Annotated in this window: 18 protein-coding genes; 4 read left to right on the forward strand and 14 right to left on the reverse strand. The window is 44.5% G+C overall.

Annotated features, from left to right (window positions below):
* Nucleotides 1-27: 27 nt before the first annotated feature.
* The 3 genes from SFC25_RS10035 to SFC25_RS10045 all read right to left on the reverse strand — a co-directional run bounded on the left by SFC25_RS10035 (nucleotide 28) and on the right by SFC25_RS10045 (nucleotide 2,747).
* Complete coding sequence (locus tag SFC25_RS10035) at nucleotides 28-732, reverse strand: ABC transporter permease (protein WP_411215132.1); 705 nt, start codon at nucleotides 730-732, stop codon at nucleotides 28-30.
* The gene (locus SFC25_RS10040; protein ID WP_411215133.1) at nucleotides 729-1,574 is read right to left on the reverse strand and encodes an ABC transporter ATP-binding protein; all 846 of its coding nucleotides are present in this window, start codon (nucleotides 1,572-1,574) and stop codon (nucleotides 729-731) included. Before SFC25_RS10040 ends, SFC25_RS10035 begins: the two co-directional genes overlap by 4 nt.
* A gap of 156 nt (nucleotides 1,575-1,730) precedes the next feature.
* On the reverse strand, nucleotides 1,731-2,747 hold the full coding sequence (locus SFC25_RS10045) for a LytTR family transcriptional regulator DNA-binding domain-containing protein (RefSeq protein WP_411215134.1): 1,017 nt from the start codon (nucleotides 2,745-2,747) through the stop codon (nucleotides 1,731-1,733).
* Between the two features lie 79 nt (nucleotides 2,748-2,826).
* Between SFC25_RS10045 and SFC25_RS10050 the strand changes: the two genes are divergently transcribed.
* Genes SFC25_RS10050 through SFC25_RS10060 form a run of 3 tightly spaced genes read left to right on the forward strand, consistent with a single transcriptional unit; the run spans nucleotide 2,827 to nucleotide 4,816 of the window.
* Nucleotides 2,827-3,273: a YueI family protein gene (locus tag SFC25_RS10050; RefSeq protein ID WP_411215135.1), complete on the forward strand. Its 447-nt coding sequence runs from the start codon at nucleotides 2,827-2,829 to the stop codon at nucleotides 3,271-3,273.
* Between the two features lie 59 nt (nucleotides 3,274-3,332).
* Complete coding sequence (locus SFC25_RS10055) at nucleotides 3,333-3,953, forward strand: flavin reductase family protein (RefSeq protein WP_411215136.1); 621 nt, start codon at nucleotides 3,333-3,335, stop codon at nucleotides 3,951-3,953.
* 20 nt (nucleotides 3,954-3,973) lie between these two features.
* Nucleotides 3,974-4,816 carry an SDR family oxidoreductase gene (locus SFC25_RS10060; protein ID WP_411215137.1) on the forward strand — a complete coding sequence of 281 codons (843 nt, stop codon included), beginning with the start codon at nucleotides 3,974-3,976 and terminating at the stop codon, nucleotides 4,814-4,816.
* Here SFC25_RS10060 and SFC25_RS10065 read toward each other — a convergent pair whose 3' ends face one another.
* The 10 genes from SFC25_RS10065 to SFC25_RS10110 form a co-directional block, all read right to left on the reverse strand.
* Nucleotides 4,817-5,359, reverse strand: coding sequence for a transcription repressor NadR (locus SFC25_RS10065; protein ID WP_411215138.1), 543 nt, complete (start codon nucleotides 5,357-5,359; stop codon nucleotides 4,817-4,819). It abuts the gene before it with no gap.
* 71 nt (nucleotides 5,360-5,430) lie between these two features.
* The gene (locus SFC25_RS10070; protein ID WP_411215139.1) at nucleotides 5,431-6,303 is read right to left on the reverse strand and encodes a glycosyltransferase family 8 protein; all 873 of its coding nucleotides are present in this window, start codon (nucleotides 6,301-6,303) and stop codon (nucleotides 5,431-5,433) included.
* A 177-nt stretch (nucleotides 6,304-6,480) separates the two neighbouring features.
* The gene (locus SFC25_RS10075; RefSeq protein ID WP_411215325.1) at nucleotides 6,481-7,041 is read right to left on the reverse strand and encodes a shikimate kinase; all 561 of its coding nucleotides are present in this window, start codon (nucleotides 7,039-7,041) and stop codon (nucleotides 6,481-6,483) included.
* A gap of 94 nt (nucleotides 7,042-7,135) precedes the next feature.
* Nucleotides 7,136-8,107, reverse strand: coding sequence for an aldo/keto reductase (locus tag SFC25_RS10080; RefSeq protein WP_411215140.1), 972 nt, complete (start codon nucleotides 8,105-8,107; stop codon nucleotides 7,136-7,138).
* Nucleotides 8,108-8,334: 227 nt separating this feature from the next.
* Nucleotides 8,335-9,264, reverse strand: a complete 930-nt coding sequence (locus SFC25_RS10085) for a manganese-dependent inorganic pyrophosphatase (RefSeq protein WP_411215141.1) — start codon at nucleotides 9,262-9,264, stop codon at nucleotides 8,335-8,337.
* A gap of 87 nt (nucleotides 9,265-9,351) precedes the next feature.
* Entirely contained in the window at nucleotides 9,352-9,939 is a 588-nt protein-coding gene (locus tag SFC25_RS10090) for a DNA-3-methyladenine glycosylase (RefSeq protein WP_411215142.1), read from the reverse strand.
* Entirely contained in the window at nucleotides 9,936-11,177 is a 1,242-nt protein-coding gene (locus tag SFC25_RS10095; RefSeq protein ID WP_411215143.1) for an MDR family MFS transporter, read from the reverse strand. The genes SFC25_RS10090 and SFC25_RS10095 overlap by 4 nt, the downstream gene beginning before the upstream one ends.
* A 99-nt stretch (nucleotides 11,178-11,276) precedes the next feature.
* On the reverse strand, nucleotides 11,277-11,672 hold the full coding sequence (gene mscL, locus SFC25_RS10100) for a large conductance mechanosensitive channel protein MscL (RefSeq protein ID WP_411215144.1): 396 nt from the start codon (nucleotides 11,670-11,672) through the stop codon (nucleotides 11,277-11,279).
* A gap of 110 nt (nucleotides 11,673-11,782) precedes the next feature.
* Nucleotides 11,783-12,607, reverse strand: a complete 825-nt coding sequence (nadE, locus tag SFC25_RS10105; protein WP_411215145.1) for an ammonia-dependent NAD(+) synthetase — start codon at nucleotides 12,605-12,607, stop codon at nucleotides 11,783-11,785.
* A 134-nt stretch (nucleotides 12,608-12,741) separates the two neighbouring features.
* Nucleotides 12,742-12,897, reverse strand: coding sequence for a hypothetical protein (locus SFC25_RS10110; RefSeq protein WP_176465788.1), 156 nt, complete (start codon nucleotides 12,895-12,897; stop codon nucleotides 12,742-12,744).
* 155 nt (nucleotides 12,898-13,052) lie between these two features.
* Between SFC25_RS10110 and SFC25_RS10115 the strand changes: the two genes are divergently transcribed.
* Nucleotides 13,053-13,922 (forward strand): SDR family oxidoreductase, encoded by an 870-nt coding sequence (locus SFC25_RS10115; RefSeq protein WP_411215146.1) that lies wholly within the window; start codon nucleotides 13,053-13,055, stop codon nucleotides 13,920-13,922.
* 31 nt (nucleotides 13,923-13,953) lie between these two features.
* On the opposite strand, the gene SFC25_RS10120 is transcribed toward SFC25_RS10115, so the two are convergent.
* Nucleotides 13,954-14,913 carry a cation diffusion facilitator family transporter gene (locus tag SFC25_RS10120; protein WP_411215147.1) on the reverse strand — a complete coding sequence of 320 codons (960 nt, stop codon included), beginning with the start codon at nucleotides 14,911-14,913 and terminating at the stop codon, nucleotides 13,954-13,956.
* Nucleotides 14,914-15,140: the final 227 nt, after the last annotated feature.

The raw sequence follows: 15,140 nt of genomic DNA on the forward strand, positions 1-15,140 counted from the left end.
AAAAGCCGCCCGGTATGGGCGGCTTTCTTAATTGGATAGACTTTTCTTTTTGAAGGTAATAAAAGTTACAACTAAGGCCGCTGCCGTCCAGCCAACAAGCCAGATAATGTCCTCTCGGTAAGAAGGGAATGCTTCCCCGCCAATTGCTGCCAAACAAGCTTCCATCATGAAACTGCCTGGTGTATAAGCCAAAATATCTGCAATTACACCCTCAGAGAAATACATCTGGATCATAGGACCAAATCCAAATACAAAGCTTAGCGGCAATAGATACACCGTAGTCTGAACCAGGTTATCACTAAGCAAACCGACTAAGGTACCTAATGCAACAAATAATATAACAGCGATTAACAGGATAATAGAGAGTATAATCGGACTTTCTACACTAGTATTTATTATCAGCATAGAAACCACGAACATAATAATTGTCAAGATAACTGAAATGATGCTTTTACCGATCATAATATCAGCAGAACTAGCAGGCGAAAGCAATAAGACCTGCAGCGTGTTCTTTTCCTTTTCTTCTGCCAGCAACAGCGCCTGAACATACATGGTGACAAACGTTACAGTAATGATAAAAACAAAGGATGCTGCAAATTCCTGTTCTCCATCCATCCGACTATAAAGGACCGCCAGAAATATAGGTACAATTAAAATGGACAGCACCTGAACGTTAGATTTCATATCATGGTACTCTTTTACAAGCATTGCGGATATCCGTGCAGCATTCATGCTAATTTCCTCCCTGTCACTTCAATGAATATATCTCCCAGTGTCGGCTGATCGGAATGAACAGCTATGACTTCCTCGGCCTGCATGTATCGATACAGTCGTTCTGCTCCAGCTGGATCATTGTCGATCGTTTCATTACGACCATTTTTCAATTCCAAATGGATTGTATTTTTGGCATATTTACGCTGCAATTGGTTCGGTGCATCCATTTCCCGGATTTGTCCTTCATGCAGGAACGCAACGCGATCACAAAGCTGCGCAGCTTCCTCCATATTGTGTGTGGTAAGGAAAATCGTCGTTCCCTCACGATTTAAATCCCGCAATAGATCATGCATCTTTTGCACATTTCCAGGATCCAAAGCAGAAGTCGGTTCATCCAGGAATAAAACTTCCGGCTTGTGCAGAACAGCACGAGCAAGAAGCACACGCTGCTTCATACCTTTAGACAGCTTTTTAACCGGCTTTTTCTTATCTTCTGCCAAGCCCACCAGCTGCAGCACCTCTTCCACTCTGCCTGGTGCAGCTCTATATAGCTTTGCATAGAAATCCAGATTCTGCTGTACCGTCATCCGCTCATATAGTCCGCTGTTGTCAGTCAGTATACCTATTCTTCCTAAGTCAGCATCTTTCATCTTAGAGGCTGGTTTCCCTAGAATATTAACCTCTCCTGCTGTTTGAAGAAGCTGGCCTGTGAGGATTTTGACTGTCGTCGTCTTTCCCGATCCGCTTGGTCCCAGGAAACCGAAAACCTCTCCTTTTTTCACATTGAATGAGACTTGCTGTAACGCCCGCTGCTGGCCGAATACCTTGGATAAATCTTTCACTTGTAATGCATAGTCCATAGTATGATGCTCCTTTCCGTTCATAACGGTTGATAGTCAAAGCTTACTAGTCTTTTGAGAAAAACACTGTAAAATCAGGCTTAACAGAACCAAAAAACGCTGAATGGAGCAAATAGCAGGATGAATCATGCAGAATTCCAGGCTCAGTGGAGCAGGCTACAGACCGAGCATACCCTTTAATTCCTCAAAACGGTTTTTAGACAACGGAACCGAGCTGCGTGAATGATCATCAAGGATCAAGCTGAAGCTGTTTCGCGTCCAGGTTACCACTTCCTTGACCTGCTGAAGATTTACAAGATAAGAACGATGACAGCGAAAAAAGCCAAAAGCTCTCAGCCGCTCCTCCAATTCCTGGAGCGTATATGTACATGGATAGACCCCGTCTTGCAGATGAAGCTGCGCCACTCCTTCACTGCTCTCGATAAAGTTAATATCAAAAGGATTGAAAAGAATGATCTTATCATCTATTTTTGCCGGAATCTTCTCCAGCCTTACGGGCTCCATAGTTTCTTCAGCAGCTGTCGGTTCTTCGTTTTCCTCCTCCACAGCTATCCGTTTACAGCTTTTATCCGACAAAGTATAGACATAATTGGTGAGCGCTAACGCATTCTCCAAGTCTATAGTAGTAAGAAGGATCGTTTTACCTCTTTCCTTGAGCTCACTAATAATACGATGAATGATCAAACTGGTTTCAAGATCCACATTCTGTTCTGGTTCTTCCATGATGAAAATTGGCTGGTCTTGGACAATCAGTCTGCCAATTTGCACCCTTCGCTCTTGTGAATAAGTCAGTTTACTGATTTTTGTACTTTCATACTCACGCAGCCCGACTTGCTGAATGACCTCATCCACTTCGACCTTGCTGCCGTAGAGCTTTCGAAAGAAGTTCAAATACTCCTTTACCTTCATTCTTGTATACGTCGCATCATGAAGGTACAGAAAACCAATTCGATCATGCACAGAATGCAGTTTTTCGATATTTTCACCGAATAGTAGTACACTACCGGTAGATGGGTTTTCTTGTTTCCTAATTATGTTGAGCAGCTGGCTTCCAATCACTTTATTACAGCGAATGACATAGCATTCACCAGCGTTCATTTCAATATCGACTGGAGGCAGGAGCATCGTATTATGGGAAGTTTTACTAATATTTTCGAATTGAAGTGTAGCCATTATGTATTCGCCCCCTATTTTACTTTTATTGTAAAGCTAACTCCATGAATTGGAAATACCGAATCGGAGATGAAGACCATTGAAAAAAGATATAGATGATTATCTGAACGAAGGAATATATGGGATTAAAGAAACAAAAGCAAATGAAAGGAAAGAATATCTGGGAACTTTGCGGGAAAGGACCATACTCGCATTGACTGAGGGAGAAGTCGTCCAGCAGAAGGGCTTAAAGCAGCTGGAAGAAGCGATGAAAAACTATCCAGATGCATCTTTACGATTTTCTGGAGAAGTTACGATGCGATTCTTCAAGCCGTACAAGACACTTGCTTCATCACATCATATACCCTACACTTCTGTAACAAACCAAGGTGCAGATGTGGATATCGCGCTCGTTTTGCATGCCGATCATGCGATAGATAAACCGGAAATTTTCTTACACGAAGAGCTGGGGAAACCAACAGAAAACCCTGAAAAATCGGAGCACTCCTCCTTTACACACATGCTTAAGAATATCTTCAAAAGGTAATAGAACTGTTAAGTGCATGTAAGGTTACTATGATAGCCTGACAGAGAGGAGCAATAATCATGTTCACATTCAACGCAAAAGACATACCAGCTAAAACGCATTATAAAATACTCACAGGGAGCATCATTCCGAGACCTGTAGCTTTCGTAACAACAAAGTCAGCTGATTCAGAAGTCGTCAACGCAGCTCCATTCAGCTACTTTTCGATTGTCAGTGCGAACCCGCCTGTCATCAGTATTTCCATCCAGCGTGCAGGTGCCAAACAAAAGGATACAGCCCGTCATGCTATTCGCTCCGGCGAACTTGTTGTCCATATCAGTACAGAGCCGATCGCAGAGGAATTGAACAAAACCGCAGCAACGCTTCCTCCTGAAGAAAGCGAGCTTGATCATACCAGCTTGACACTCGTTCCAAGCACATATGTCTCAGTCCCTGGAATTGCAGAAGCATCCATCAGGATGGAATGCACCTTGTACGACCATATCGAGATAAAGGATGATGATGGAGCTATTACGGCAGACTTGCTGCTTGCAAAGGTGGCTGGGTACCATCTTTCACCCGAAGTCTATGATGACAGCACAGGCTATCTGAATGCAAAAGCGATTCAACCAATCAGCCGCTTGGCAGGTAATGATTACAGTAAGCTTGGCGAGCTGTTCACACTGAAACGCCCAGAATAACTAGGAAAGTGGTGTACAATATGCAGAAAACAGTCGTAATCACCGGCGCTAACTCAGGTATGGGATTTGCCACAACTGTATCGTTAGCCAGAAGAGGATATAGCGTATGTATGCTTTGTCGTTCTGAAGAGCGCGGCATGCAAGCCCTGAAGGAAGCTAAACAGCATAGCAGCTCGGAGAACATATATTTATATGTATGCGATTTAGCGTCATTCAATAGTATTCACGCCTGTGCAGAAGCATTGAAATCACACCATCCTGTTATCGATGTACTCATAAACAATGCCGGCGTTGTAACAACAAAAAAACAATTCACTGCAGATGGCTTGGAGATGATGATGGGTGTGAATCATCTTGGCCACTTCCTCTTGACCAATTTGCTATTGGAACAGATCAAAGCAGCGCCACAGGGGCGAGTAGTCATTGTATCTTCCGGCGCTTATAAAATCGGGAAAATCAATCTGGATGATCTAGGCGGAGCTGAATCCTTTACCCCCTGGCAGAACTACGGTCACAGCAAGCTTGCTAACCTCTTATTCACCAAAGAACTTTCTCTGCGTCTGCATCATTCAAATGCTACGGCAAATGCCGTACACCCTGGCGCGGTGAGTACTAGTCTTGGTGTGGACAGACAGACTGGCTTTGGCAAAAAAATTCATCAGGTCCTCCGTCCATTTTTCCAATCACCTGCCAATGGGGCAGATACAGCTCTGTATTTAGCGGAAAGCACAGAAGTGCGGCATGTATCTGGAGGATATTTTTATAAACGTCAAATCCAGGAGGTGAAGGGTCAAGCAGATGATGCTGAGCTAGCCAAGCAGCTTTGGGCAATCAGCGAAAGAAAAGTGGGATTGACGGTATGATCAATCCCACTCCGGTACCAAAAAGCCGTGGTGGTTCAACAAATCGATGGCTTCCGTCATTATCGATTCATCATTTGCTGCCAATGTATGAAGATGGATACCATCCGTCAATTCGGATAAGTAACCCGCTTTGCTGTTTGCGATCCTTTCAATGAACTTTTTTACTTCCCTTCGGCTGGAGACCATGATAGCAGCCGTTATTTGTCCATAAACAGGATGCTCCACCCGGACATCCTTCACTGTCACACCTAAGTCGACAAGCAATTGCAGCTCTTCTTCTGTCCGTTCAGGCGCATGCTGACAAGCTACGATCCTTTCAACTGAATAAACAGGATGCTGCTGTAGTACATACCCCTCACTCGTGGCGATGATCGGATGCTGCTCTGCTTTCAGCAGCGTAACATCCCCTACGATCACTTGCCTGCTGACATTAGCTTCCTCTGCCAGTTCACTCCCTTTAAGCGGACCGTTTGCTGTCTGCAGCTTATTCAATAACCACTTTCTGCGTGTACTTCCCAGTAATTTCTTTTTTTCTTGGCCCATCTTAAATCCGTCCTTTTTATCGTTTCCTGTATTATAGCAAATAAAAAAGACACAGCCATACTGGCTGTGCCTTAGTCTGCGTACACTTCCTGCTCCTTTTTTTCGGGAAGTACTTTCCACGGTGTCTGCTGCAGGAATTCGAAGTAAAGCGGCGCAAATGGGTGCCCGACATCTGAGTTCCACGGTTTATTCGCACCCGTAAAATGAACGATGGCCGGCGATTGGCAAGCTTCCTTATAACGCTTCCGCTCTGCTAATTCCCTTGGCGTTTTCGTCTTTAGGATGATGAAGGATTGCGCATTCCATCTTGGGTGGATCGGCTTCCATTTGTCCCAAAGGATTGCATTCAAGGCATCCTGATCATGCAAGTAAAGGAATTCCGGATCATTGTTTTCATCAATGAATTGCAGCACTCTGTTCGAGATGTTATGGTTGCGCCAGCCTTCCATATCAATGATCATCATGCCGGAATTGAAGTATTTACCTTCTGTGGTAATATTCATTTTCTCCAAACGCTGCAGCTGGCCGGCATCTTCTACTGCCGCCATCAGATTTCCATCCAGCTCGATATCATGCAGCTGGGAAATATCCGTCAATACAAGTGTGTCACAGTCGATATAGATGACTCGTTCTACACTTGGATCTGTTATGACCTCCGGAATGGAGATACGATAGTACGCCGTTTTATTAATATATCTGCTTTCAGTTGCATTCTTATAGGATTCTGTATCTATGGAAAGAAAACGAATCGGAACACCGAATTGCATCGTCGTTTTCATGAGCATTCTTTTATTTGGCTTGGTAATGCCCCCGTCTATTACATATAGCATGACTCGTCTGCTCTTATCGACATTTGTAAGCAGGGATGCCAGCATCACACCAAGGTGGTGGGCGTAGTTATCATCCGCACTGGAAACAACATGGATCGTATCTTTGTGATGCAATACGTTCATCCTCCTTTAAATTCGTACATTCCTGTACCCTGCTTTTTCTTCCGGGAAACCTTTCATAGCATAAATAAGCAGATAGAATCGTTAATCGTTTGACAATTAGGACAATTATTCTGGTTAAAAAGAGCTATCACAACAAGGTAATTGCAATAGCTCTTTGATCAGAAATGATCAGGATAGCGGCTGATGAAGTTCCCAGCCCAGCTTCAATATTTCTACGATATAATCCGCAACTTCCTCTGGATTAAGATTATCGGTTGTGACCCGCGCATTATGTTCTGCATAAATCGCCTGCCGTTCATCGAAGATCTGCTGGACTTCGTCGACAGACTTATTATGCAGTACAGGACGGTTTTCAATCAGCAAATCCATACGTTCCTTCCAGCGGTCCCAGCTTAAATCAAGGAAAAGCACCAGACAGCTGTCGAGACATTTTTCACGAATGGCCTCTTGTTTGAACGCACCACCGCCGAGAGAAACGATATTACATTGTTTATTATTACAAATATCAATAACCGTATTCCGTTCAATCTCCCGAAAATACCCTTCGCCATGCTGTGCGAATATTTCTGGTATTGTCTTGTTGTAACGGCGTTCGATTTCGATATCGACATCGATGAAGTCCCTGTATAGTTTATCGGCAACCAGCTTGCCGATGGTCGTTTTCCCGACACCCATGAATCCGATCAGGACGATATTCTTCGCCCGCACGGGTATATGCTGTCCGCTCATTGTCCGCACGCTGAAACTCCTCTCCTTACGTCGTATACATTTCATTATGTTCTATTGTATACGATAAATCAAAAAATCGTAAGAGAGAAATACCCTACTTAACCGCAGCATCCTCAAGCTCCAGATTCAGCCACTTCACTTCTTCTTCTGTCAGTTCGATATCAACTGCCGGCAGCGCTTCTTCCAATCGCTGTACATTTTTACATCCGACGATGGCACATGTCGGGAAATCTTGATGCAGTACATAAGCGACAGCAATCTGATTAGCCGTCACACCTTTTCTGCTTGCTATTACTGCTGCACGGTCATAGCGCTCCCAGTTATCATCATTGTAATAAACTCGGGCAATCTCCTCATCTGTCACGTGATTCCTATCGTAAGTACCGGTAAAGAAACCGCCTGCCTGGGACGCCCACGAAATGACCGGCATCCTTGTACGGCGATGCCAAGCGAGGTCGTCATTGTCCAAAGCCACTGTCTCAGCCCAGCGCACCTCATTCAGCTGTGCAAGGCTCAAGTTCGGACTATTCACGAACAGCCGGTCATACCCTTTGGCATCCGCATAAGCATTAGCCTCCTCAATTCGGTCGGACTCCCAATTGGACACGCCATAGATGCCTATCTTTCCTGCCTGCTGATGCTCATGCAGCATATCCATCAGCACCTGGACAGGAACACTTCGATCATCCCGATGTATGAGATAGATGTCGATGAAATCCGTCTGCAGATTTTCCAAGCTGTCATGCAGGTCTTTTGTAATTTCGGCGGGATCGACCCGTTTCATTTCCGGGTGATGTGTACCATCCTTATCAATGTGGTAATGACCGCCTTTGGAAATAAGAATTACATCCTCACGATTACCACGCTCCTGCATCCACTGGCCAATCAGCTTCTCAGCTTGGTATTTTGCGTATTTCGGCCCTGTATCAATCGTATTGCCGCCTGCCTGTAAGAAGGCATCCAGAACAGCAAATACATCATTTTTATTATCTTCGAAGAATTTTGTTGTTCCCAGGATCAATTTTGATAGCGGGCGCTCAATTCCTGGTATAGCTGTATATTTCATCCTGAAAAACCTCCCTTTTATTCTGAAAAGTAAGTAAGCAGTTTACATTCTTATTCCCTTATTGATAAGAAAAATATCCTATGCTAATACAGAAAAAACAGAGTCTTTGATTGGAAGAAGCTATTACGGGGTTGTTCCTATTGGGGTGTGTATATTCACTTTAGCATTATAGCCATGCCTACAGCAAATAAAATGAGCAATCACATAGTGTGACTGCTCACCATACATTAGCCATTCATGACTTCTGTCAGAACTGGCACGATTTGTTTTTTACGGGATACAACACCTTTTAGTGTAGCTGTGTTATTGGAAAGCTTCACTTGGAACGCTTTTTCGACAGCTTCTGTATCCGCTCCGATTGCGATGGCAGTGGAGTCATTTGTCAGGATATTCGTGATAGCGAAGAGATAAAGCTTCAAGCCTTTATCTGTTATCTTTTGCTTCATAGCAGCTTCTACTTCAGCCTGACGTACAAGGACATCCTGTTCATCCACAACGTTGACTTGCGCGATTTCCACTGTTGCATTACCCATCTGGAATTCTTTCGCATCAAGTGTGATCAATTCTTCAGGAGTTTTCTTGCTGACATCCGCTCCAGCTTTCAGCATATCCAAGCCGTATGTATCCACATCGACATCCGCAATTTCTGCAAGTTCCTTCGCGGCTTTAATATCCTGTTCTGTACATGTAGGGGATTTGAACAATAGTGAATCAGAGATGATAGCACTCAGCATGATACCTGCGATTTCTTTTGGAATCTCCACATCATGCTCTTTGTAAATCTTCTTGATAATGGTTGCTGTACATCCGACTGGCTCTGCACGATAATAAAGCGGATCAGCTGTTTCAAAGTTGGCAATACGATGATGGTCAACAACTTCAATTACAGAAACTGTATCGATATCTGAAACACTTTGCTGTTTTTCATTGTGGTCGACTAAGATGACTTGATCAGCATCTCCATCAATTGCCTCAATTACACGAGGTGCTTCCATTCCGAAAGTCTTCAAAGCGAATGCTGTTTCTTCATTCAATTCTCCCAGGCGGACTGCTTCTGCTTCCACACCTAGTTTATTTTTCAAATGCGCGTATGCAATTGCGGATGTAACCGCATCTGTATCCGGGTTCTTATGTCCGAAGACGAGTACTTTACCCACTGCCTATCTCTCCTTTTTTTGCATTGCCGGCAAGTGCCGGACATGATGTATTCATTTTACATGATTATAGCCGTTTTAAAAAGGGACTCACCTGGAAACATACCTGTTCCCGTGGACCCAGAAGCGCCACGGGAAATCTTTGGCTTCCTGCGCATTCGGAATCCCGATTCTCGGCCCGATTTCCACTTGCTCTGGTGTATAGCCGGATGCTATATACAATGGAGGCTTGGTAAAATGACCGCCGTAGTGCGACTGGATGATGCCCATCGCCTGACACAGCTTCCCCGGTCCATTCGTCAGCTCCCTTGGCTTTCGTCCAGGCCTTCGCGTTTCCATAAGCTCTATACCGTCCTTTGGTTCGAGCGCCCGTATCAGGACCGCCTCCGGTATCTCGGCATCGGCACTAACTACATTGAGCAGTACTTGACGATGCATCGTATACGTGTAAATATGGCCCGGGCTATGGAACATGATTTCCGTCCGTTTTGTTCGCCGGTTATTGAAGCTATGTGCGGCGCGATCGAGTGCACCGCGGTACGCTTCGGTCTCTACGATATAACCGGATGTCATCCCTTCCGGCGTTTCGTGTACAAGCAGACATCCCAATAAGCTTTGAGCCAGATCCAGTGTAGGCTGCTCGTAAAATGACTGCGGCAGCGGAGGATAACTTGTCATCTAACATGCTCCTTCTTTAATACAGGTTTCGGATTTTGCTCCTTCCCTTTTAGCATTACCCAAACTCGGAATAAGAATGGGGCACCAATAATGACAAGGAACGCTATAATCGTAAATATCGGAATTGGATGAACAGCACCGAAATGGTCCAGCAGCATTCCTCCAATCAGCGGTCCTGCCACACTTCCAAAGCCCGTAAAGCCCATTGCTCCGAAATAGGTTCCCTTCATGTCTGGATGGGCAATTTCATCAATGAACATATCCGACATGGAGAATAACAGCACTTCCCCAATCGTGAACAGAATGACCGCAGCTGCAATCCATATGATTTCATGCAAAAAGGCCATACTTAGCAGACTGAGGGCAATCAGTACATTTCCAAGCATCAACGATAATACGAGTGAATACTTTTTCGCGATAGCAACAATCGGATATTGTACAATCAGTACTGTCAAAGCATTCAGTGTGAGCATCATACTGAAAACTTTAGCACCATCTTCCATACTTGGCGTCGCTGCGAAAAACTGAGGCAAGGTGGCGCTGAAATGCGAATACCCGAACACACTGATGGTGACACCGATCAGAAGGAACATAAATATTGTATCCTTTCGTGTCACATCAAAGGCTTCGCGGACACTGATCCTGTTTGCTCCTGCTGGAGCTGTTTCTTCCACTTTGACACGCAAAAATTGAAAAATAAGTACAAATCCGTAGGCGAAATAAACCAAGGCTGCAATCAAAAACGGCGCTGTAGAAGAAGCGGAACCAAAGTACAGACCTAAAAGCGGTCCGAATACGACACCTATATTGATTGCGGTATAGCGCATATTGAAAACGAGCAAACGATTCTTTTGATCGGTCACATCAGATAAAAGAGCTTTGGACGTTGGTTCGAATAAAGAACGGCATAACCCATTCAGTGCATTCATGACAAAGAATACCCAGATAGCATCCGCCATGGCAAACCCAACAAATACGCCGCACCAGCCAAATATACTGATACCAATGATTTTCTTTCTGCCGAATCGATCAGAAAAGTATCCGCCGTAGAAGCTGGACAAGATCCCCACCAAGGAACTGATAGCGATGATCAGACCTGTGAATCCTGCTGATGCCCCTTTCTCCTGCGTCAGATAAATTGCTAAAAAAGGAATACTCATACTAGTAGCCATCCTGCCGAACACCGTTCCGATGATGATTGTCCAGCTGTAAGGATGGAGTGTGCGTAAAACATGCATGCTGTCTCAACTCCTCGTAATCCAAATTATAGCAGATTACAAGGCTTCTGTTCTTTGCATTCCCGGACTGCTTATAAATTAATCAAAAAAGGATCAGACTCATGTCTGATCCTTCATTTGCTCTTCTTTTTTCAATAAATCACGGATTTCGGCCAGCAATTCCTGCTCTACAGTAAGCTTATGGACAACCTCTTCTGTCTGAGGCTGCTTGCGCTTCAATCTGTTCATGACTTTGACAACCATGAATAGTGCTGCGGCTATCAAGAAGAAGTTGATGACAGTCTGTATGAATACGCCATACTTCACTACAGCATTGCCAACAGTGAACTGCAGCCCGCTAAAGTCATGTCCTCCGGTAATGATACCGATGAGCGGCATGATGATATCGTTGACGAGGGAAGTCGTGATGGCACTGAATGCAGAACCGATTACTACGGCTACCGCCAAATCCACGACGTTGCCGCGTAAAGCAAATTCCTTAAATTCCTTGAACATCGTATGTATACCTCCTTAAAGCTAGTACCATTTTTACGCATCTATTACCCTTTTTCAAGTATAGCCATTACAAAAAAAGACGAGACCCCGCGGGAGTCTCGTCTTTTTCATTATAATTCCTTCCACCAGTCATCGTGGATGGAGGCAGGCATATGCCGTTTATGCGTTGTTTTGAAATAACGGTCTTCCAGCAACTCAGCTGTCTTTTCTTCGATGATCTTCCCTTCGAGATAATCATCGATATCCTCATAGGAGAGGCCTAGTTCTGTTTCATCTGCTTGTCCTGGATTTTCATCAAGCAAGTCGGCTGTCGGTGCTTTTTCATATAAACGTTCTGGTGCACCCAACTCGATGAGAAGCTGTTTACCCTGACGTTTATTCAGTCCGCTTAGCGGAAGAATGTCTGCGCCGCCATCGCCGTACTTCGTGTAGAAACCGGTAATAGCTTCAGCAGCGTGATCTGTACCAATCACCAGCAGCCCTTCCTGACCTCCGATAGCATATTGGGCGATCATGCGCATACGCGCCTTGATATTTCCTTTATGATAATCTGCAAGCTTGTCTCCAGTTGCATCTTCGTACGCTTTTGCTGCTTCTGAAACTGGGGATTTGATATTGTAAACATAAGATTCAGCCGGATCAATGAAATCAAGTGCCAGCTGTGCATCTTCTTCATCCGCTTGCTCACCATGCGGAAGACGAACAGCTGCAAAGGTCACATCCTTGCCTTCCTTCTTCAGCTCTTCGATTGCCAATTGCGCAAGACGTCCAGCCAAAGTAGAATCCTGACCACCGCTGATACCAAGGACAAATCCTTTTGCACCTGTCTTCAGCAGGTAATCTTTCAGGAAGTCGATTCGGCTGCGGATCTCCTGTTTAGCGTCTATAGTTGGTTTTACTTGCAGCTCCGAAATAATTCTGGATTGATTAGACATAATTTTGCCTCCTCGATAATGTTGATAGTACTCTTTTCCCTCTCAGCCTGGAACGTAATCTATTTATGTATCATGCTCTCTTTTTCTAGTATAAACCAATCACACCATAAAAGACGAAAAATAAAACCCGCGGATCAGTTCTCCGCGGGCTTGCTGTTCAGATACGCTTCCATATCCTCCATTGTCTTTTCCATACGCTGGACATCTATATCAAAATCAAGGTCTGTTGAACGAAAGAATGGATCGTCAAATGTGAAAAGCTCTGCAATGTAGTTTTCATAAGCTCGCATCGCAACCATCTCCTTTCCAATTCTTCTTTCGTCTATTCTAGCCTAAATCCCTGCCGAAAAAAACCCATCCAAAGGAACTTATTCGCGGGCCTGGCGTTTTAGAACATGCTGTTTTGCAAATAACTATCTTTATGGAATATAAGGAGGTTAAGAAAATGGATTTATATGATTTTATGAAAGACGGCAACCCTGGAAGAAAGCAAAACCGCCAGCCAGGAATCCAGCAAGAAATGGATCCGCTACCGATTGAAGAATTCGAACATTGGAAGGGAAGCGGAAAACTGCAGGGCAAGGTCATCCTTATCACAGGTGGGGATAGCGGCATTGGGCGTGCTGTAGCTATCGCTTATGCAAAAGAAGGTGCCGACGTAGCCATTTCCTATCTGGATGAACAGGAAGACGCAGAATACGCGAAGAAGCGGATTGAACAGGAAGGTGTCAAATGCGCGCTGTATCCTGGAGATATAAGTGACGCTGCTTTTTGCGAAGATCTTATCAAACAAGTCATACAGGACTTCAATAAGCTTGATGTACTGGTTAACAATGCTGCACGCCAGGAAGTTCAAAATGACTTGACGGATATCACGCCGGAGCAGCTTGAACGGACTTTCCGAACCAACTTCTTCAGTTACTTTTACCTGACTCGTGCTGCCCTGCCGCATCTTGGAAAAGGTAATTGTATTATTAATACATCTTCCGTCACACCATATATCGGCAACCCTACACTGATCGATTATACGTCCACAAAAGGAGCAATCGTTGCCTTCACTCGATCATTGGCTAAAGGCTTGGCCGGTAAAGGGATACGTGTGAATGGCGTTGCACCTGGACCAATTTGGACGCCGCTCATTCCGGCAACCTTGCCGCAAGAAGGAATAAAAAACTTCGGTACACAGACTCCGCTCGGAAGGCCCGGCCAGCCTGTCGATCTCATCGGCAGCTATGTTCTGCTCGCTTCTGATGAATCGGCCTACATTACTGGACAGTTCATCCACGTCAACGGCGGAGATTATATGTCATCTTAATAAAAATAAGGAAGCCGCATATACGGCTTCCTTATTCTTTGCTCTTCCAAGCTTGTGTTTTATCATCTTCATCAAATTCAATAATGACATCCGTTACGCCTCTATGCTCCATTATCTGGGCTTCCAGGCGATCCTTGATATCATCAGCAGCAGCTACCGTGATTGTTGGGTCAATTTCCAGTTTAGCTTCGACATGGAAAGACTCGCCTTCCTTCACTACTGTCATTTCCTGGATATCTCGTACATCTTTATCCGCAAATAAGATGTTCCCGATCTTATCAGCCATCTCTTCATCAGCTTCCCCGATGACACCAGCTGCATTATCAAGGAAAACACGCCCTACGACAAGAAACATCATCGCACCAATGATGATGGAAGCGATTCCTTCCGCTTGGTAAAACGGTGTGTAAGCAGCAATCAATATGGCAATGATGGCAACCAATCCGCCGCTAGTAGCAACCAAATCTTCCATGAATACCAATTTTGTAGCTGGTTTTGCTCGTTTCACATGGACAAAGCTCATTGGAATAACCGCAAGTCCTTTCGCTCCTGACTCGCTTTCGTGGGCAATCTCGCGCATTGCTTTCAACAGCACATATCCTTCAAGGATACAGCCGAGTGCAAGAACAGTAATACTGATCCATAGTCCCTCAGATTCTGATGGATGAGCAAGATGCGTAATTCCCTCACGTATAGTTTCGTAAGCAAGGATACCAACGATTAAGACTGCTCCAAGCAGCACAAGGTTGACAGCCCGGCCGAAACCTCCTGGGAACCGCTCCGTAGGTGCTTTTTTACTGAGTGCTGAACCGACATAGACGAAAAGCTGGTTAGCGGCATCCCCAAAACTATGCATCGTTTCTGCAAACATTGCCACATTTCCCGTCAATAAGAAAGCTCCTCCTTTGACAAGTGCAATGACCAGATTGACCACCGCAGCCAATGCGGCTGATTTACTTCCCTGACGTAACAGGCTTACATATTCCTTCATGCTGTCTCTTCCTTCTTTGTGATTTTTATATGTAGCAGTTTATGGTAACAATATTTTTAGCATAGCATACATTGAATGCAACGCCGCCCCCTTATGCTCAAGGAATGGGAAGACAGTATGTTTTAGTTTGAGTAGAAACGGTTATTCCATATACATGAAATCTGAGTTTTTTTCACTTGCAGTCTTTCGTTTAACGTGTTAATATCTTGAACAATATACTTTTACAG

The organism is Terribacillus saccharophilus (genome assembly GCF_046592595.1).
In the GTDB taxonomy this organism is placed as follows: Bacteria; Bacillota; Bacilli; order Bacillales; family Amphibacillaceae; genus Terribacillus; species Terribacillus saccharophilus_C.

Coding starts and splice junctions, on each gene's coding strand:
- SFC25_RS10055 (WP_411215136.1), top strand. CDS start 3,333: ATGTTCACATTCAACGCAAAAGACATACCAGCTAAAACGCATTATAAA.
- SFC25_RS10080 (WP_411215140.1), bottom strand. CDS start 8,107: ATGAAATATACAGCTATACCAGGAATTGAGCGCCCGCTATCAAAATTG.
- SFC25_RS10090 (WP_411215142.1), bottom strand. CDS start 9,939: ATGACAAGTTATCCTCCGCTGCCGCAGTCATTTTACGAGCAGCCTACA.
- SFC25_RS10040 (WP_411215133.1), bottom strand. CDS start 1,574: ATGGACTATGCATTACAAGTGAAAGATTTATCCAAGGTATTCGGCCAG.
- SFC25_RS10095 (WP_411215143.1), bottom strand. CDS start 11,177: ATGCATGTTTTACGCACACTCCATCCTTACAGCTGGACAATCATCATC.
- SFC25_RS10035 (WP_411215132.1), bottom strand. CDS start 732: ATGAATGCTGCACGGATATCCGCAATGCTTGTAAAAGAGTACCATGAT.
- SFC25_RS10120 (WP_411215147.1), bottom strand. CDS start 14,913: ATGAAGGAATATGTAAGCCTGTTACGTCAGGGAAGTAAATCAGCCGCA.
- SFC25_RS10045 (WP_411215134.1), bottom strand. CDS start 2,747: ATGGCTACACTTCAATTCGAAAATATTAGTAAAACTTCCCATAATACG.
- SFC25_RS10060 (WP_411215137.1), top strand. CDS start 3,974: ATGCAGAAAACAGTCGTAATCACCGGCGCTAACTCAGGTATGGGATTT.
- SFC25_RS10110 (WP_176465788.1), bottom strand. CDS start 12,897: ATGCGAGCTTATGAAAACTACATTGCAGAGCTTTTCACATTTGACGAT.
- mscL (WP_411215144.1), bottom strand. CDS start 11,672: ATGTTCAAGGAATTTAAGGAATTTGCTTTACGCGGCAACGTCGTGGAT.
- nadE (WP_411215145.1), bottom strand. CDS start 12,607: ATGTCTAATCAATCCAGAATTATTTCGGAGCTGCAAGTAAAACCAACT.
- SFC25_RS10065 (WP_411215138.1), bottom strand. CDS start 5,359: ATGGGCCAAGAAAAAAAGAAATTACTGGGAAGTACACGCAGAAAGTGG.
- SFC25_RS10115 (WP_411215146.1), top strand. CDS start 13,053: ATGGATTTATATGATTTTATGAAAGACGGCAACCCTGGAAGAAAGCAA.
- SFC25_RS10075 (WP_411215325.1), bottom strand. CDS start 7,041: ATGAGCGGACAGCATATACCCGTGCGGGCGAAGAATATCGTCCTGATC.